Source organism: Halalkalibacter okhensis, assembly GCF_000787375.1.
GTDB lineage: Bacteria > Bacillota > Bacilli > Bacillales > Bacillaceae_D > Halalkalibacter > Halalkalibacter okhensis.
Genome location: NZ_JRJU01000017.1, coordinates 76059 through 93667, shown reverse-complemented (window position 1 = coordinate 93667; position 17609 = coordinate 76059). Strand labels below are relative to the sequence as shown.

General features: G+C 40.9%; 19 protein-coding genes and 1 pseudogene. 4 read left to right on the top strand and 16 right to left on the bottom strand.

What is annotated here, in order from left to right; translation table 11 throughout:
* Positions 1-22 precede the first annotated feature (22 nt).
* The 3 genes from LQ50_RS13495 to fliW form a co-directional block, all read right to left on the bottom strand.
* Positions 23-787, bottom strand: coding sequence for a hypothetical protein (locus LQ50_RS13495; RefSeq protein ID WP_034630206.1), 765 nt, complete (start codon positions 785-787; stop codon positions 23-25).
* Positions 788-904: 117 nt separating this feature from the next.
* On the bottom strand, positions 905-1138 hold the full coding sequence (gene csrA / locus LQ50_RS13490; protein ID WP_034630204.1) for a carbon storage regulator CsrA: 234 nt from the start codon (positions 1136-1138) through the stop codon (positions 905-907).
* Complete coding sequence (fliW, locus tag LQ50_RS13485; protein WP_034630201.1) at positions 1139-1588, bottom strand: flagellar assembly protein FliW; 450 nt, start codon at positions 1586-1588, stop codon at positions 1139-1141.
* 201 nt (positions 1589-1789) lie between these two features.
* Between fliW and LQ50_RS13480 the strand changes: the two genes are divergently transcribed.
* Positions 1790-3043: an ABC transporter substrate-binding protein gene (locus LQ50_RS13480; RefSeq protein WP_052144758.1), complete on the top strand. Its 1254-nt coding sequence runs from the start codon at positions 1790-1792 to the stop codon at positions 3041-3043.
* A 20-nt stretch (positions 3044-3063) separates the two neighbouring features.
* On the top strand, positions 3064-4770 hold the full coding sequence (locus LQ50_RS13475) for a methyl-accepting chemotaxis protein (RefSeq protein WP_052144757.1): 1707 nt from the start codon (positions 3064-3066) through the stop codon (positions 4768-4770).
* A 57-nt stretch (positions 4771-4827) separates the two neighbouring features.
* Here the strand turns inward: LQ50_RS13475 and LQ50_RS24405 are convergent, their stop codons facing one another.
* From LQ50_RS24405 to LQ50_RS13415, 12 genes and pseudogenes are all read right to left on the bottom strand, one after another.
* Positions 4828-5343, bottom strand: coding sequence for a coiled-coil domain-containing protein (locus LQ50_RS24405; protein WP_052144756.1), 516 nt, complete (start codon positions 5341-5343; stop codon positions 4828-4830).
* Positions 5344-5628: 285 nt separating this feature from the next.
* Positions 5629-6210, bottom strand: coding sequence for a DUF6470 family protein (locus LQ50_RS13465; protein ID WP_034630199.1), 582 nt, complete (start codon positions 6208-6210; stop codon positions 5629-5631).
* Between the two features lie 35 nt (positions 6211-6245).
* A complete protein-coding gene (gene flgL, locus LQ50_RS13460) occupies positions 6246-7118 on the bottom strand; it encodes a flagellar hook-associated protein FlgL (protein WP_034630197.1) in 873 nt (290 codons plus the stop codon).
* 16 nt (positions 7119-7134) lie between these two features.
* Complete coding sequence (gene flgK, locus LQ50_RS13455) at positions 7135-8712, bottom strand: flagellar hook-associated protein FlgK (RefSeq protein ID WP_034630195.1); 1578 nt, start codon at positions 8710-8712, stop codon at positions 7135-7137.
* Positions 8713-8738: 26 nt separating this feature from the next.
* The gene (locus LQ50_RS13450; RefSeq protein ID WP_034630193.1) at positions 8739-9233 is read right to left on the bottom strand and encodes a flagellar protein FlgN; all 495 of its coding nucleotides are present in this window, start codon (positions 9231-9233) and stop codon (positions 8739-8741) included.
* Between the two features lie 18 nt (positions 9234-9251).
* Positions 9252-9512 (bottom strand): flagellar biosynthesis anti-sigma factor FlgM, encoded by a 261-nt coding sequence (gene flgM / locus LQ50_RS13445; RefSeq protein WP_034630190.1) that lies wholly within the window; start codon positions 9510-9512, stop codon positions 9252-9254.
* A gap of 116 nt (positions 9513-9628) precedes the next feature.
* Positions 9629-10069, bottom strand: a complete 441-nt coding sequence (locus LQ50_RS13440; RefSeq protein ID WP_034630187.1) for a TIGR03826 family flagellar region protein — start codon at positions 10067-10069, stop codon at positions 9629-9631.
* Positions 10070-10124: 55 nt separating this feature from the next.
* Positions 10125-10823: a ComF family protein gene (locus LQ50_RS13435; RefSeq protein ID WP_034630184.1), complete on the bottom strand. Its 699-nt coding sequence runs from the start codon at positions 10821-10823 to the stop codon at positions 10125-10127.
* A gap of 2 nt (positions 10824-10825) precedes the next feature.
* On the bottom strand, positions 10826-12184 hold the full coding sequence (locus tag LQ50_RS13430; protein ID WP_237563710.1) for an ATP-dependent helicase ComFA: 1359 nt from the start codon (positions 12182-12184) through the stop codon (positions 10826-10828).
* A gap of 291 nt (positions 12185-12475) precedes the next feature.
* Entirely contained in the window at positions 12476-13330 is an 855-nt protein-coding gene (gene fakB / locus LQ50_RS13425) for a DegV family protein (RefSeq protein ID WP_034630180.1), read from the bottom strand.
* A 147-nt stretch (positions 13331-13477) separates the two neighbouring features.
* Entirely contained in the window at positions 13478-14182 is a 705-nt protein-coding gene (locus LQ50_RS13420; RefSeq protein ID WP_373279204.1) for a response regulator, read from the bottom strand.
* Between the two features lie 54 nt (positions 14183-14236).
* Positions 14237-15369, bottom strand: a pseudogene (locus LQ50_RS13415) (sensor histidine kinase).
* A 248-nt stretch (positions 15370-15617) separates the two neighbouring features.
* Here LQ50_RS13415 and LQ50_RS13410 point away from each other — a divergent pair.
* Together LQ50_RS13410 and LQ50_RS13405 are read left to right on the top strand one after the other, a co-directional pair.
* A complete protein-coding gene (locus LQ50_RS13410) occupies positions 15618-16256 on the top strand; it encodes a YigZ family protein (RefSeq protein WP_034630175.1) in 639 nt (212 codons plus the stop codon).
* A gap of 54 nt (positions 16257-16310) precedes the next feature.
* A complete protein-coding gene (locus LQ50_RS13405) occupies positions 16311-16715 on the top strand; it encodes a secondary thiamine-phosphate synthase enzyme YjbQ (protein WP_034630172.1) in 405 nt (134 codons plus the stop codon).
* A gap of 47 nt (positions 16716-16762) precedes the next feature.
* Here the strand turns inward: LQ50_RS13405 and pcp are convergent, their stop codons facing one another.
* Positions 16763-17365, bottom strand: coding sequence for a pyroglutamyl-peptidase I (gene pcp / locus LQ50_RS13400; RefSeq protein WP_034630170.1), 603 nt, complete (start codon positions 17363-17365; stop codon positions 16763-16765).
* Positions 17366-17609: the final 244 nt, after the last annotated feature.

The following is a 17609-nucleotide window of genomic DNA, read 5'->3' as shown; positions in this document are numbered from 1 at the left end:
ACCCTATCCTCTCTATTTTTCCCTATATATATTGATGCTTTTTGTGACTTAAAAAATCACGAATTTCTTGAAATACAGTTAGAGCTGTTTTAACCTCTCTCTTTGCATTATTAGCTAAATCAACAATGGCTCCCTCTCCTTTTTCTTCAATGGATATTACCCTAATTTTTTTATTTGGTTCCTCCTTTTTCCACTTCAATTGAAGGTAATTCGCCTCTACGAGATTCTTTATGTAATTGTTAAATGTCGTACTCGAGCAAATCCAACCGTATGTTTGTTTTAAAACTTTCTGTAACTCCACAAGTGAGATCGGATGTTCATTGGATCCTAACAGTTTTTTTCTTTCTTCAAGCTCTATCAGGCTTAAACTGGATAATATAGATTTTGCTTCAATATTTTGAGTAAGAAACAGTGACTCCTCATAGCTAAGATTGATCTTATTTGAAGGCGATTGTAATCTCCTACAAGCTTCTAACATTTTTTCTAAGCTTATCACCTGACGTTCAAGCGTCATCTGCCAGTTATTAAGTGGTTGTTTTAAAAAGTGCTCTCCCTTTGGAGTCAAGCGGTAAAGAGTCATTCTTCCGTAAGAGAATTTCATTACGTAATTTTTTAATTCTAATGAAATTAATAAGTTGCTTACTTGAGTTTTCAAACTACTTGTATTAGTAAATAATGATAACTCGTTAGGAATATTAGTAGTAATCGTTTCGGAATCAGCCTCTTTTTTCAATAATTGAAGCAATATTATCCAAGTAAGCAATGCCTTTCTAGATAAAACCTCCATTTTGTCCTCCTTTTCCCTCCATATATAAAGTTCCCTAAGTTCTTTTCAAAATGTAACATCGTATATATAAAATAATGCTAGCTACCCCTAATTAAGGATAGCTAGCTTTTTCTCTTGTTAAAGATGATTATTCCTTTGCGTGAAACCCTTTAACACATCAACAGAAACCGTCTGCGCCGCGGCACTATTCTCTTCCTGAATCGCCAAATATACTTCTTTACGGTGAATTTCCACATGTCTTGGAGCATCAATTCCGATTTTTACTTGATCGCCTTCAATCGCAATAATCTTCAGCTCAATGTCATCGCCAATTTGTATCGCTTCTTTTATTTTTCTTGAGAGAACAAGCATTTACTTCTCTCCTTTCGATACAGCTGGCTCTTTAAAAATGGCATGCTTTGTTTGATACGCGCCGTCACTAATTAGCAATTGTTTTCCTTTTTGCTTTTGCGTATTAATGATGACGGGGGCTTGGAGGTTCGCTGTTGTTTCTTTAAAGGGTTCCTTGACCGTCAGCATGACAAATGTTGCTACATCTTCTGGCTTGTCAATTTCAAGCAACTCAATGGTCGAGTCAGGCAGCTTCACTTGATAACCTGGAACAAAATCAAATGGGTTAATCAAAATAAAAGCGACCTCTTGTGTTTTCACTGACTGCAATACAAAAAATGGGGTTCCATTCTCAAAAGGTAAAAGAACAAAAGATGTCTCACTCTCAAATGCCGGGATGCCATTCTCAAATGTAAGGATTTGATCTTTATTGATCGTAATAACATCTTGATATTTCGTCTTTATTTCCATACTTCACTCACCTTTTCCCTCTGCAAACAGATAATTTCCATTATTGTAACACAATCCACTTCCACTTTTCCTTTATATACTTTTACATATCTTTTCATTTATTTTGATAATCGATACATTCTATTCGACAAAAATCCCTAAAAGTTGTGTATAATTAATTATCTTGTATATACAAGATAATTAATTATAGGAGGCAAGGAGATGACTAAACGTACTAACCAATTACGTTTCATATTCTGTTTCTTCTTACTTTTGACTGGCTGTAGCAATGCTTCTACTACGGAGATCAAAGAAATTGAGGAACATGATAGAGAAGAACAAACTGATTTTTCAGGTACAACATTAAACGTTATATTTGGACTTGACGATTCTGAGTGGGCTTTATTCCGTGAAAAAATTCTACCTGCCTTTAAACTTCAAACAGGAATTGAGATTGAGGCCATTGATGCACGTTCAGATGGGATGATATCTACTTTGCAATCGGCAGAGGAACAAATTGATTTATTTGCAATGGATGTCAACAACCTCTCCCAATTCGTTCAACTAGGATTAGTCGAAGATTTAAGTAGCTATTCATATATGATTCCAACATCGATCGTTCAAGGAATGGTTGACGCCTCCACTTTTGACGAGTCGCTCTTGTTTATGCCATTTCGACCAAATGTTGAAATTACTTTTTTTAATGAATCACTACTATCTCAATATGGGCTAAATCCCCCTGCAAATTGGGATGAACTTCTACATACAGCACGAACCCTCCATAATGAAACTGGTACTGGTCGAATTGCAATCAAAGCAAATTCTGAAACGGACATGATTCTTCATTTATTTGACTTTATTAAGCAAGCTGGAGGAGATCCTTATGTTTTAAATGATACAGGTTCGATTGAAGCATTTATGTATTTACAAGAGCTCTATCCATACTTAAGTCAAGAAAGTCAAGAAGCCAATTGGGATACAATGAATCAATACCTTGAATCTGATTCCGTTTATATCGGTAAAAACTGGCCATTTTACATTCCTGAATTTCATAGTAGCGGAAAAGTTGAGATCAAAGCATATAGCGGTTGGCATGGACCTGAAAGAGCCTCTCATGTCCTTGGCGGCGATGTATTAGGAATTCCTAAAGGAAGTGAAAATGTAGAAGCTGCGATGATGTTTGCACAATATTTAATGTCTAAACCAGTTCAAGAAGTATTAGCTAACGAATTAGCTTGGCCCCCTGTTCGCTTCGATTCTTATGGAATTATTGAAGGCTATCAGGAACCTTTTTTTGAAACCATTCAAAACGTTCTACAAGATGCTGAGCCACGCGGAAACAAGCCTTATTGGTCAGAAATTGAACCTATTTATATAGAAGTCTTTGAAAGCACGGTTATCAATGGAAACGATGTTGAAACAACTTTACAACATGCTGCTGAACAAATACGAGCAATTCAGGCCAACTATCAATAAGCTGATTGGAGTGATAATTAATGAAGCAACTTTGGTTTAACATGAAGCTAGGTCAAAAATACGGACTAGCATTAACCGTTACGGTTATTTTGTTCACAATTTCATCCATACTCGTGTGGGTGTTATTAAACAACGTTACATCAAATGTAAATGCTCTCGCAGAGCGCGGTGACCAGGCAATTGAATTAACAGAAATGGGGTCATTAATCCGAACAAAAGATATTTTAGTAGCTGATTATATGACGTTTGCGGAACAACATTTACTCGATGAATTTGAGATGCGTAGCCATGAGATGGCTCAATTAATGGATCTCGTCTATCCTGAACTTGAAACAGAGCATGAAATGCAGTTATTTAATCAAATTGTCGCAAATGATGAACAAATAAATATTGAATTTCTAGAAAACATGGTACCGAATGTACAGGTAAGCGAAACTCTTTTAGCAACAGTCTATCGAAATAACATCGCTGACTTACAACGCGAAACTGTAGACCTTCTCGAAGAGCTTCGGGAATTAGCTAACAACCAACGAGACGCAGCCATACAAAGTGTACAAGCTAGCATTACAGCAACCATATCATTATTACTTGGTTCAATCATTATCTCCGTTACTCTCGCTGTTACAATGATGATCTTAATTAATCGTATCGTTCAAAAAGCATTGCGGGATGTTATTGCTACTTCTAATGAAATTGCCAATGGCAATCTAGCTGTGGAGAAGAGCACTTACGCACAAAATGATGAACTTGGTCAATTAACGAAATCAACAAATAGTATGGTTGATCGTTTACGAGAAATGGTTGGTAAAATCTCTACTGCTTCTGAAAGCTTAAGTCAGCATAGTGCAGGCCTTAACCAATCGGCAAATGAAGTCAATGAAGGAAGTCAACAAATTGCATCAACAATGCAAGAACTCTCGTCCGGAGCAGAAAGCCAAGCTACTCAAGCAAGTGAATCAGCTGATTTTGTCAATAGCTTTATGAAAATGATCGAAACAGAAAACAAAAGCAGTTACACATTAAAGTCTTCCTCACAAGAAGTTCTTTCCTTAACACAAGAAGGGAAAGAATTAATGACTCACTCAGAGAACCAAATGCAAACTGTTTATCAAATCATTCAAGAAGCTGTTGAAAAAGTTAAAGGACTTGATCAGCGCTCTGCTGACATTTCAAAGCTCGTTAAAGTAATAAATGATGTTGCAGAGCAAACAAACCTACTAGCATTAAATGCGGCAATCGAGGCAGCAAGAGCTGGAGAACATGGGAAAGGGTTTGCGGTTGTTGCAGATGAGGTCCGAAAACTTGCCGAACAAGTCACTAATTCAATTTCAGAGATAACGGGCATTGTTCAAGGAGTTCAAGCTGACTCTCAGCAAGTAAGTACTTCTTTACAAACTGGTTTTGTAGAAGTAGAAAATGGAGCAAAGCAACTTCAAGACACAGGTATAGCTTTTGAAACGATTAGAGAAAACGTAGTCGATATTGCTGATCGAATCGATTCAATGACTGCCAATTTAGAAGAAATCAATCACATAGGCAACAGCTTAAGTCAATCGATTGAAAGCATTGCTGCTGTCTCTGAACAGTCTTCCGCAGGTATCGAACAAACAGCTGCATCCGTTCAACAAACAAGCAGTACAATGGATGATATTACAACTAGTTCCGATCATTTAGCAAGATTAGCTGATGAGTTAAATGAAGTCGTTCGTGCATTCAAGTTAACATGATAGCCTAATACAGAATTCAAATTTCCCCGCTATCTTTGTGTAGCGGGGAAATTTGAATTATTGATTTTTTAATAAAGCAATATCACGCTTGTTTGTTTGGGATTCTTGGAATAGGAGGTTAATATCAGCGGTCATTTTATAATAGGAAAGTTCTAACTTATCAAATCGCTCATTTGTTTCCGTTCGGAGTGCTGTGATGTCTTCTGTGTTTTGCGCTGTCATCTTAATTAAAGATTCTAATAGGCGTTCATGTTGATCAAGGCGAGTTTCAACCTTATCAAGTCTCTCTTCGATTTTATCGAGTCTTAGTTCAATCTTATCTAGTCTTCCTTCGATTTTATCGACTCTTGCTTCAATTTCATCTAGTCTTCCTTCGATTTTATCGATTCTTGCTTCAATTTTATCGAGTCTTCCTTCAACCCTACTAAATCTAATATCCATTTGTTCGAAGCGCTGATCCATCTTCTTTTCCATTTGCTCAAGTCGCTTGTCCACTTTCTCTTTCATTTGTTCAAACTGCTTGTCCAGCTTCTCATCCATGTGTTTTAAAAGAGTGAGCATTTCCTGTTCCATCACAACCACCTCCCAATTTAATATGAGCGCTAGTCTCATTATCATTTTATGTCGAAGGCCGGAAATTGTAAAGTTGATTTCCTATACCCTCTTATATTAAGTCATTATTCCCCAATTCAGTTGTCGATTTCCCGGGAAAGTTGTTCTTTATTTCCTTGAAAACACAAAAAAAGCCAAAAAACGGAGGCTACTAAAAAGCTCTCCGCAATGGCTTCACACTTTATACGCCTGCTATGAGAAAACCACTCAGAGTTGGAGTGGCATCGTTTCTCGCATTGCGACTCATTATATTCCCAAATTGACTTTGCTACCAACTACTTGAAAAGAAATTTGGTTTTTTTGTCTAATATACGTGTCTGTTTGCCATTTTGGAATGTCAACCTGTACTTCCTTACGATCAATTTGAATATCAACAGGCTTAGGATTGACACGTATGGAAACATCACTCGGCTGATACTGAAATTTCACCCGGTCCATCGAACGCGGCATATAACCAAGAGTTGCTTGCTTCTCAGGTGTCTCACTGTTCACTTTTGAAATCCTTGCTAGAGCGCCTGTTCCATTTTCAATCTGCATCATTTGATCACCCTGCTGGACGGTTCGAGCAATAAACTGAGCTGCCTTTTTATTTCCACTAGCTAAATACTCTTGATTTTGCCTCAAGGCCGGTACTAGATTGGCATCCGCAAAAGCCTCCGTTTGGTCAATATACATCCTTCCAGCCGTTGTGCTAATTTCTACGAGTCCATGATGATCTTGGTTTATGTGTAAGTCTGGACTTTGTTGTCTTATTTGCAGTTCAGGACGATGGGAGCGGAGTCCAGTTAGAGTAGAAGTCTGCTGGATTTGTAATGAAGGTGTCATCATGTTACTCTGCTCCTTTCGTTCCTTTGTTTAACTGATTAACGTAAAAAGTCCATCAATGTTGGCTGGATAATTCTCGCACCAGCTGATAAGGCAGCACGGTGGACACTTTCTTGTGTCATCAAATCGATGATGACTTCTTCCATTTCTGCATCTTCGTTATTCGACATAATGCGTTTGGCAATGACTTCTTGTTCCATTAAGCGGTTTTCCATCATTTCAACGCGATTGACTCGTGCTCCAAGTTCTGCTCGCTCAGCAACAAAGTTATTTATATGACCAAATAGAGTATCGATAAATCCCGACAATTCTTCTCCACTTGCATTTTCATCTTGAAGAGATGCTTCAAGTGCTTTAATATCATCAAATAGTTCATTCGTAAAAACATTTCCAGCATTAACGTTCACTTGAACGGATACACCCTTCATTAACTCAATTTCAACGGGTTGATTATTTGTAGTTACTTCTCCATCTTGAACAGGAGCCGTCGTTGTGTTCATTCCGTTAAAAATGTATTTATTGCTATTTTTCGAATTGGCAATGGATTCGAGGTGCTCGCGCAGCTGTGCTACTTCCTTAGCCATATTCGCCCGCTCTTCAGGTGTATACGAATCATTTGCTGCTTGTGTAGCCAGTTCGCGGATACGGGCAAGTGCTTGAGTTCCTTGATCCAAGGCTGAATCTGTCGTATCCATCCAGTTATACGCTTCTGCAAGGTTTCGCTTGAATTGCTCCACCTCCGTTACTTGACTTCGATAACGCATTCCCTTCATAGCAACAACAGGGTCTTGAGACGCACGGGTAATTTTTTTCCCGCTTGCCAGTTGATCTTGAATCGTCGCTAGCCGGTCATAGCCTTGATTTATATGTCGCAATGAGCTTTGCGATAGCATCATTTGTGTTACACGCATCTACTTTCACCTATCCTTACCTGCCGACTACACCCATCCCGTTAATAATTCGGTCTAGCATTTCATCGACCATCGTAATATTTCTTGCTGCTGCATTATACGCATGCTGATATTGAATCATCATCGTCATTTCTTCATCGAGTGACACGTTACTAACAGACTGTCTTCTGTAATCAACACTATCACGTAACGACTCATTGCTTCGTACCATTCGCATCGCTTCGGACGTATCAACAGCCATTTGCCCAATAACTCCTTGATAAAAGCTGCTAACTGTGGCCAAGTCGTCATTAAATGTCAATGGATCATCCTTCGCATCCGCTAAGCGCTTGGCATTTGAACCATCTCCAGAAAAAACTCCATCCGGTCCCCCCGTTGCTGCTGCAATGTTATTTAAACTTGTTTGGATAGCAGCAGAAAGTTTAATCTGACTTGCCGCTCCAACCCCCGTCTCTGGTACACTTTCTAGATCAAATAATAGTATCCCTTGTTGAGCCTCTTGATTATCGGTTGCAAGAGTATAGCCATCGCTATGAATTTCATTTAAATGTGTAGCAAAAACAAAGGCCATTTCATCTAAATTAGCTAACATATCTGGGTATAACCCTTGAATATTCTCAGCATCTGGACCATGGCCAAATGCCTCAATTAAAGCTCTCATCTCACCACGTGGCATCATGTCTAAAAGGTTCGGAGCCGATTCGATATCTCCTTCAAAATCTTCGTCTAAAACACGAAAGCCATTGACATAATTGCCATCTTCTCCGAAGGAAATATCGACTTTCTTTTTTGATTCAATCCCCTGACCATCAACTAGTTTAATATCATTGATAGGCTGACCTTGATCATTGACAAGCCAAACCGTTACAGCTCCTTCTGCAGCTGGGTTCGGCTGGCCCCCACTTTTCTCACGTTCAACTTTTATATTAACGATACTTGAAAGCTGATCAAGCAAGTGGTCTTGCTCATCGTACAGATCATTCGTTACATAGCCATGAGGCTCCGTTTCACGAATTTGTGCGTTCACACTTTCTAAACGATGCAAAATGGCATTTACTTCATCTTCGGTCACACTGATTTCATTTTGATAATCAGATTGAATTGTTGTTAATGAACTATGAAGAAAATTAAAGGTTTCAGCTACGGCTGTCGCACGTTGACGTACTACGGAACGAGCCCCAGAGTCTTCTGGATCAACCGATAAATCTTGAAGCGCTGTCCAAAACATATCAATTTGCCTGCTTAATCCTTGCTCCGATGGTTCGTTTAATACATCTTCCATTTTCTCTAACGCATTGTAACGTGCATCCCAATAGCCGACTTTGTTGTTTTCATTGCGGAATTGGACATCAAGGAATGCCTCCCGTACTCGCTGGATTGAACCCGCTTGAACTCCTGTACCAAGGTGGCCAGGAACACGCGGGGCATTCATACCAATTGACGGATATGGCTCTGTTTGAGTGAAATTCACTCGCTGTCTTGTATATCCAGGTGTATTGGCATTTGCAATATTATGTCCAGTTGTATGTAACGCGCTTTGCTGAGTCATCATGGCGCGTCTTGCCGTTTCTAATCCATGAAATGTTGATTGCATGTGTTGCTCCTCCGGTTTCTAATCTGTTACGCCTTTGAATCAAACAGGGAATGGTTCCCTTCCATTGGGCGATCTTCTCTATCTCGCGGGTTATAGCTGACATCTTCTTTGTGCGGAATCATTAAATCAAGGGAAAGATTGACAAACCGCAACGATTCTTCAATGAGTGACTGATTCAATTCATTTTGTTCCTTCAATGACACAACATAGCCAACGAGCTTTGTTTGAAGGTCATCTAGACGTTGCTGCTGCGCTTCTGTTCCATACTTCTTCACGTCTGTTAGCGTCGCGTCTTCTTTTACCTCTCCCTTTTCTTCCAAAAATGTCCGCACGACCTTTGCACGAAGCATCTCAGTCGTCTGCAGCTTATGAGCAAGCTTGGATTCTTCCCGAACAAGTTTCTCAAGGGTTGGCATATCGCTTCTTTTTATGGGTTCGACCTTCTTAGTAGCAAGATCCAGCAACCCTTCATGTATTTCAATTAAACGTTCAATTAATTGAGTAATCGCCGTTAGTGACACACCGTTCCCTCCTTGTTCTTAGTTGTTCCAATACTCATAAAATTTGTTGGCAACAGCCTTTGCATCAACCTTGTACTCCCCGGCATCTACTTGTTCTTTTAATGCTTTTACTTTCTCTGCTCGTTCCTGCTCCATCTTTGTTCCTTTTTGCATCTCCAACGCTTCAGGGGAAATTTCCAGCTTATCTCGTTGAGCTGATGCCCCTTGTGCTTTCTCACTCTTATCAATTTGTTTTCGATATGGATTTTGCTGAATAGAGTTGTATGGATTGATTTTCATGTTTCTCACCTCACTGAATGTAAATAAAAACGCACCGATTTATGGTACTAAGTAATGATATACCTTGTTTAGTACTCTCTTTGCATTTATATCGGCACGTTTTCCACTATTGTTAACTATTTTTTATGAAAACGATCATTTAATGAATGGTACGTCACATTTTCAGTCCGTTTGTTCCTATCTTGCTCTTCCTTCTTTTGCTCAAATTCTTTTTCCTTCTGCAATTTTTCAAGTCCACCTTTAATATTGTCTGTGCACGATGAACAAAGTCGGCCATCTTGAATGATGGCTCCACACGATTCACATGGATATCCTAAATTAGGAAAATGAGTAACAAGCAAACGACCTTCACGAACAAATTGATGGATCTGCTCAAGTGGCACGTCTGTTTTTTCGTGAACTTCGCGAATAGATGCCATTCGGTTTTGTTTTCGTCTCATAAACTTCGAAACGGTTTCATAATTGGCTTCTTGCTCTTTATAGCAGTGCTGACAAATCGGTCGAAGTGCTTTCACAAAAATCTGCCCACACTTCGGACAATTCGCTACATCTTTCATAGCTTTCCCCCTCCTCATGGTTCCATTATAGCGAATGTCTTCAAGATTGCCAGACCTACCTTGCAATTGTTAAGGACGCCACCTTTTTTGCTCCGTGTTTCATTAATACCTTGGCTGCTTGTCGTACCGTTGTTCCCGTTGTGTAGATATCATCAATGAGCACGATGGCCTGTCCGCTCACATGTGCCTCATGTTTGATTGAAAAAGGATTTCGGTCCACCTGGCTGATTCTCTGTTTGCGGTTTTTTTTGCTTTGTTTTTCTCCTTCCATTCGTTCAAGCACTTCAACATCTTTAGCCCAGCCGTCCATTAGCAATTTCGACTGATTGAATCCTCTTGCGTACAGACGCGCTTGACTAAGAGGAATCGCCACTGGCCTGTAGCCAGAAAAATGGCGCTCATATACAGCAGTTAGCTTCTTTGAAAAATAAGAAGCGATCACTGCATCACCTCGGAACTTAAATGTGGCGATCCACTCTTTTAAAAAGGCATTGTATTCATAGAGCGATACGTTTCTATCAAAAGGCTGGGCCTGTTGATCCCACCTCCAGCAGTCTAAACATTGTTTGCCTTTTTTGTAGGAGAAAGACAACTGATCCAACGAGCGTGAGCATGTTATGCAACGTTGTCCACCAATTGGAATTAACTTTGCTTCGCAACTCTGGCAAAGGCGTGAAGGTGGCTCAAGCATGAGCACCCTTCTCCACCCTGGTTGATCGTAGTACATATCATGACAAGCTAAGCATCTGTTCATATTCATCCTCCTTCTTGGTTCATTTGCCTTATGTGGGTACGAGCTGCCCGCATCGCTTTTGTTATTCCATAATGAAAAAAGACAATATCACCTGTTGGCGCCTCCTCCTTCCGTCCCACACGGCCCGCAATTTGAACAAGCGCTGCTTCTGTGAATACCGTATTTTCAGCCCCTAGTACCGCTACTTGTACGTCTGCAAACGTTACACCACGTTCTAAAATCGTCGTCGTTACCATCAGTTGAACTTTCCCACTTCGAAACGCTTGAACTGCCTCATGTCGATTTGGATCGGCCGCATGGACAGCTGCATGCATAACGTTGTTTTCTAATAGGATTCGTGACATGAGGGAGAGAGTAGACACGGAAGGAACAAACAGCAGGAGTGGTTTTTTCTGAGCGAGATACGTTCGAATCCAGTGATCAAGCTTGGACGGAAGTTGATTCTTTTTGACGTGCTTTGACCAGTTTCCAATCCATTGAAAGCGTGGAACTGGAAGTGGAAAGCCGTGATATCGTTTTGGGATTTTAACAACGGTAAGCTGAGGTTTTGTTAGTAAGGTGTTTGACGGGGTTGCACTTAAGAGAATCATCGTCGAGGTTGGTCTTTTCGCTTGGTCAACCGCATATTGAAGGCTTTTGTCATATGAAAAAGGGAACGCATCAACTTCATCAATAACCACCACATCAAAGGCTTGGTAAAAGCGCATGGCTTGGTGGGTTGTGGCGAGGACCAGCTGTGCATGAGTATGGCGGTCTTTGCTGCCACCGTACAAGGCCGTGATTTCGACTTCTGGAAAGCTCTTTTTGAAACGGGGGACCAATTCCTTTACAACATCTGTACGTGGAGTGGCAAGGAGTACGCGCTTTCCTTCTTCAAAAGCTCGTTCTAATCCATGAAAGAGCACTTCTGTTTTTCCTGCCCCACATACTGCCCAGACGAGCAATTCCGACTGGGTGGCTATCGCTTGGACGACAGATTCGGATGCCTGTCTTTGTCCAGGAGACAACTCTCCTTGCCATTGTAGGGCTCGCTTTAGCCTTGGGTATCGGATTGGTTGTCCAACCCAAATGTACAGATATTGACAGCGGCTGATTTTACCAAGCTGTAAGCAGTGGCGACAATAAGAGCACTCTTGTTTGCAACGAGTACAATAATGGACGCCAAACAATGAGCGTTCTTGATTGCCACAGCGCCGACACATAAGGCGCTGACCATTTGTTTGTAAGCCACTCACCTTCTCAACAAAATTTTGTTCAATTGCTTTGTTAATAAGGGCTTCTTCGAACGGAATTTCAGAGCGGAGCAACCTTTTTCCTGCGAGAAATAAGGCGAGCGAATGGAGTTGCGGAGATGGATTCAAAGGGGAGCACCTCGATTTCATTTTTATAAAAGGATGTTTTCGAAAAGATTGCTGTAATTAAATTGTTTATCCTCCTAGTGAAAAGGAGCGGAAGTCACTCGACTCCTGCGGGATGCAGAGGTAGGGGCGAGACCCCACAGGCATAGCCGAGGAGGCTCGGCACCTCCCCGCGGAAAGCGAGTGACTGGAGCGGAGTGGAACGAACATATGAAACAAAAACAACAAAGAATGCGAAAGCAGCCTATAAAAAAGAGCATGCCAGCATAAACATGTCAGCATCCTCCTTGATGATTAGTTTTGTTTTTGCCAAGATAAACCTAAGCTCCCTGCACCTAAATGGGTGCCAATTACAGGTCCAAAATAGCTTATATCAACCGAAACTTGATCGAAACGTTCATTAATCGTCGCTTGAAGCTGCTTTGCTCCTTCAAGGTTATCAGCATGAATGACCGTTGCGATATATTTCCCGCCGTTCTTCACGTCTTCTTCTAGCAAATGAACGATACGGGATAACGCTTTTTTCTCTGTTCTCACTTTTTCAAACGGTACGATGCTGCCTTCTTCAAAATGCAAAATCGGCTTGATCTTAAGCAAGTTTCCAACAAGCAGTTGTGCTCCTGAAAGACGTCCACCACGATGCAAATGGTTGAGATCATCAACCATAAAATAAGCTTTCGACGTTTCCTTTAACGCAATCAGCTTCTCGATAATCGCATGGCCATCTTCTCCGGCATTCGCCATTTTAGCTGCTTCCAAGACATAATAACCTTGCGGCGCGCAACTTACTTCTGTATCAAAACCAAGCACTTCAATGCCTTCTACCATTTCCCCAGCACTTACCGCTGATTGGAACGTACCACTAATTTTGCTTGATAAATGAATGGTTATTACTTGTTTGTAGCCTTCATTGGCAAGCCGCTCAAATAGTGTAACGAAATCACCAATTGCAGGCTGAGATGTTGTTGGCAGCTGTGCCGCTGTTTTCATTTCCTCATAAAATTGCTCCGTCGTTAAGTCGATTTCTTCTTGATACGACTCTTCTGCAAACACAACATTAAGAGGAACCATCTCAATTGATAACTCGTCACGAATGTCTTTAGGTAAATAGGCTGTACTATCCGTTACAACAGCTACACTCTTATTCATGCATAGGTCCTCTCTTTTTTCAAAGTCTAATGACTGGAATATCTATTCTTACTGTACATGGAATCGTCCAAGCTTTCAAGCAAAAGCCGCACATGTGGGCTTTTTGATCACCAAAAAAGAGAGCAACTTATGCGCTCTCTCTCCTTGTTATCTGACAACTACATAACCTTTTTTTATGGCTTCAACGACTGCTTGCGTTCGGTCGTTGACACTCATTTTTTGCAAAATGTTGCTGACATGGTTTTTGACCGTTTTTTCACTAATGTATAGTGTTTCCCCAATGGCACGGTTGCTTTGTCCGTCTGTCATTAATTGCAGCACTTCACATTCACGACGAGTGAGAATATGTAGTGGTTTGCGATATTCGACTTCTCGGAATCCAATCGATTCTTCGTGAAGATCGTCCTCCGTTGCCAATCTGCGGTATTCATTGATCAGGTTGTGTGTGACCTTTGGATGGATGTACGCTCCACCTGAAGCGACTACTTTTACCGCTTCGATTAAAGCGGATGCATCCATTTCTTTCAATAAGTAGCCAGATGCCCCTGTTTTCAATACATGAGTCACATACGACTCATCATCGTGAATGGATAAAATAAGTACTTTTGCATTTGGGAACGTTTGGATGAGTTCTTTTGTTGCTTCTACTCCGTTCACTTGTGGCATATTAATATCCATAAGAATAACATCAGGACGATGGATTTTCACAAGTTCAATCGCTTGTGATCCGTCTTGTCCATCTGCCACGATTTCAAATTCAGGTTCCATCGCTAAAATCCGCTTGACTCCCTCACGAAATAATTGATGGTCATCAATGATGACGATCTTAATTTTCTCTTTGATTTCACTCATCATTTTCACCTCTCCGCTGACATGGTTTTTACTAGTTACATATTTTATCGAGTGTTACGATGCAGAGTTTAATGGAATGCCAATAATGACAATCGTTCCAACCTTCAATTCAGATTGAATCTTCATCTCACCTTTTAGCATGTTCACTCTTTCTTTCATTCCGATCAACCCAAATGATCCTTCCTTTTTTGGCTAGGATCAAAGCCTTTGCCATCATCTTTAATTATCATTATAACCTTGTTTGGCTTGATTTCAATTTTCACTTGAATCTCGGTAGGTTCGGCATGCTTATAGGCATTTTGTACCGATTCTTGTACGAGACGGAATAAGGCAATTTCTAGTTGTTGAGGCAGTCGCACATCTTTCCCAAAATGTTGAAACACTACAGTTACTTGATTATGCTCTTCAAATGTTCTCAAATATTTTTTTAACGTAGGAATCAATCCAAGGTCATCAAGCGCCATCGGTCTCAAATCGTATATAATTCTTCTCACTTCCGCAAGTGAGGATTTTACCATTTTTCGCATGTCTCGAATCTCATTTAGTGCTTCTTCTATTCCTTTATCTTGATAAATTCGTTCAATTAGCTCAGAACGAAGCATCACATTTGCCATCATTTGGGCAGGCCCATCATGAATTTCTCGTGATAGTTTCTTCCGCTCATCCTCTTGTGCCTCAATGATTTTCAGGCCAAACGCTTGTTTTTCCCGTGCGTCTTCAATGACATCAGTGACTTGCTTAATATCACTAGAGAGGAATTTATAAACGACAGACATTTGCCCAGATAGTTGTTCTGCTCGCTTAACCGTATCTTTCAAATTAATCAGCCTTCGTTCAATTTGGTCACGCTTGTCCCGTAATTGAATCTCTTCTTGCTTTAATACTGCTAGTTGTACTTGAAAGTTGTTTGCTTTTTCATAAGCAATGCGAACTTCATCGTTCGTAAATTTATCAAAGGCTTTACTAACTTCAACTAATCGGCTACGTGCTAGACGGGCATACATTTGTGTCTCGTCTGTTTTTGCAATGACTTCTGCCACTTTCATTCGAACTTCTTCCAACTCTTTTTCAAGTGTATGTTGTTCGTTTCTTGACTGTTCCTCAATTTCATAAATCTGTTCACGACTTTGGCCTACTGTATCTAACGTTTGATCTATAATCTTGTCCAGTATTTTTGTGTCTGTCATTCCAACACCAACCCTTAGTTGAAGATAAAGCGATCCAGTTGCTATATAAAAAAGAATTCGATATTCTTATTTTACAACATCTTCAACAAAATAACGCATAAATCTTTTTTTAATCGCCATTTTTAGTTAGGAAGGATTAGGTATTTGAGGATGGGAGACGTCCTGCAACGAACCTATCGTAACATAGCTTTATTACATATTGATTGCTCAGTTTTGTAAAACTATGAAAAAAGAAGGAGGATTAAGTTATGGCTCTAGCAACCTATCAAACGGTAAAAGGCCCGGGACAGCATGAGATTGTCATTCAAAAGTCACGATTTATAGCTTTTTTTGACCGGGCACAAACAGAGGAAGAAGCCCAAACGTTTATTGAACGAATCAAAAAAGAACACTGGAATGCGACTCATAATTGCTCGGCCTACTTAATCGGTGAGCGTGATGAAATTCAAAAAGCCAATGATGACGGTGAACCAAGTGGGACTGCTGGGGTACCAATGCTTGAAGTGTTAAAAAAACGCGGGTTGAAAGATACAGTCGTCGTGGTTACACGTTACTTTGGCGGAGTGAAGCTTGGTGCAGGTGGATTAATTCGAGCATACGGCGGAGCAGTTAGTGAAGGGCTCAATGCCGTTGGTGTCGTTAAGCGTTCATTGGTCAAGGTTGTTCATACAGAGGTCGACTACCATTGGCTTGGTAAAGTCGAGCACGCATTAAGAGAATCGTCTTACCAAATGAAAGGCACGGAATACTTAGAGCAAGTCGATGTCCAGACATATGTTGAGGTTGATGATCTTGAAGCGTTTGAAGAATGGATGACAAACATGACAAACGGTCAAGCGAAGATCACTCAAGGCGAAGAAACGTATTTGGAGACTTTAGCGAAGTAAGACCCCTCTCCTTATGAGGGATAGTACTTATGTAGAGGAAGGAGGAGTTTATTTATGGCTGAAACGACATTACAACTAAAAACAAACTCTCGTGATCAGATGATTGATATGACTAGAGACATTACTGAATGGGTGCGTTCTGTCGGGGTGGATAATGGGATTGTTATCGTGTCTTCCCTCCACACGACAGCGGGTATTACCGTCAATGAGAATGCCGATCCCGATGTAAAGACGGACATGCTTAGACGATTTGATGAAATTTACCCATGGCATCATGATAAGGACCTTCACATGGAAGGCAACACCGCTGCCCATATGAAAACGAGCACAGTTGGCCATTCACAAACAATCGTGATCTCTCGAGGTCGACTCGTGCTTGGTACGTGGCAAGGGGTGTATTTCTGCGAATTTGATGGACCGCGACACCGCAAAGTATTTTTAAAGGTGTTGGAAGGTTAGCGTAATGAAAGAGGATCGAGGCTTGACTGAGCTTCGATCCTCTTTTTTTAGTCAGAGATGCACTCGATTATAACCCTTACCGCTCTTGTTAGTTCTTGCTGTGACATGCTTGGCAGTTGGGCATTCGTGACAGCAAGCTCATGACTTGCCGGAAGATGAATAAACCCAGCCGGACAGCAAAGACGTTGTTGCTCTAAGTAATCTAGCATATGATACATGATATTGTTGCAAAGATAGGTTCCTGCTGTATTGGAGATTTGAGCTGGGATGGACGCTTCATTCAGTTGGTTGACGATCTTCCTGATTGGCAGCGTCGAGAAATAGGCAGCTGGTCCGTCCTCGCGTATCGATGCATCTTGAAGGGCTCTTCCTTCATTATCTATATCACCATCATTGCAATTAATCGCAATGCGTTCCGGTGTGATCCGGTTCCGCCCGGCAGCTAACCCTAACATGATGACAGCATCAGGTCTGTGTTCTTTAAATAATGTAATCAGCTGTGTCGCTGATTGAGAGAAAGCCACAGGGAGCACTTCCCCGATGATTTGTTTGCTTCCGATCAGCTGCCCATGTAACTCTCGGGCAATCTTTTCTGTCGGGTTGATGCCATGATTTAGAAAAGGCACGAAGCCAGTAAGTAGTACGCGCATGGTTGGTCCTCCTATTATGGTTGGTTTTAGTTGGGAGTTTAGATATGATTCTACTTTCCTTTTAGAAAAACAGCTATGAAATGCATTATTGGTCAACTTAAATAGTAGTTTCGACGACAGAGCGAGCGAATTCTCCTTCATCGGGATTATTCCCCATTTATTCCCCGGGGTCTGACCCCTCTGCACCGCTGCACTGCATCACCGCAGGAAACAGAAGAGCAGCGGCATTAGCCGCTGCCCTCCT

Coding starts and splice junctions, on each gene's coding strand:
- LQ50_RS13495 (WP_034630206.1), bottom strand. CDS start 787: ATGGAGGTTTTATCTAGAAAGGCATTGCTTACTTGGATAATATTGCTT.
- csrA (WP_034630204.1), bottom strand. CDS start 1,138: ATGCTTGTTCTCTCAAGAAAAATAAAAGAAGCGATACAAATTGGCGAT.
- fliW (WP_034630201.1), bottom strand. CDS start 1,588: ATGGAAATAAAGACGAAATATCAAGATGTTATTACGATCAATAAAGAT.
- LQ50_RS13480 (WP_052144758.1), top strand. CDS start 1,790: ATGACTAAACGTACTAACCAATTACGTTTCATATTCTGTTTCTTCTTA.
- LQ50_RS13475 (WP_052144757.1), top strand. CDS start 3,064: ATGAAGCAACTTTGGTTTAACATGAAGCTAGGTCAAAAATACGGACTA.
- LQ50_RS24405 (WP_052144756.1), bottom strand. CDS start 5,343: ATGGAACAGGAAATGCTCACTCTTTTAAAACACATGGATGAGAAGCTG.
- LQ50_RS13465 (WP_034630199.1), bottom strand. CDS start 6,210: ATGATGACACCTTCATTACAAATCCAGCAGACTTCTACTCTAACTGGA.
- flgL (WP_034630197.1), bottom strand. CDS start 7,118: ATGCGTGTAACACAAATGATGCTATCGCAAAGCTCATTGCGACATATA.
- flgK (WP_034630195.1), bottom strand. CDS start 8,712: ATGCAATCAACATTTCATGGATTAGAAACGGCAAGACGCGCCATGATG.
- flgM (WP_034630190.1), bottom strand. CDS start 9,512: ATGAAAATCAATCCATACAACTCTATTCAGCAAAATCCATATCGAAAA.
- LQ50_RS13440 (WP_034630187.1), bottom strand. CDS start 10,069: ATGAAAGATGTAGCGAATTGTCCGAAGTGTGGGCAGATTTTTGTGAAA.
- LQ50_RS13435 (WP_034630184.1), bottom strand. CDS start 10,823: ATGAACAGATGCTTAGCTTGTCATGATATGTACTACGATCAACCAGGG.
- fakB (WP_034630180.1), bottom strand. CDS start 13,330: ATGAATAAGAGTGTAGCTGTTGTAACGGATAGTACAGCCTATTTACCT.
- LQ50_RS13420 (WP_373279204.1), bottom strand. CDS start 14,182: ATGAGTGAAATCAAAGAGAAAATTAAGATCGTCATCATTGATGACCAT.
- LQ50_RS13410 (WP_034630175.1), top strand. CDS start 15,618: ATGGCTCTAGCAACCTATCAAACGGTAAAAGGCCCGGGACAGCATGAG.
- LQ50_RS13405 (WP_034630172.1), top strand. CDS start 16,311: ATGGCTGAAACGACATTACAACTAAAAACAAACTCTCGTGATCAGATG.
- pcp (WP_034630170.1), bottom strand. CDS start 17,365: ATGCGCGTACTACTTACTGGCTTCGTGCCTTTTCTAAATCATGGCATC.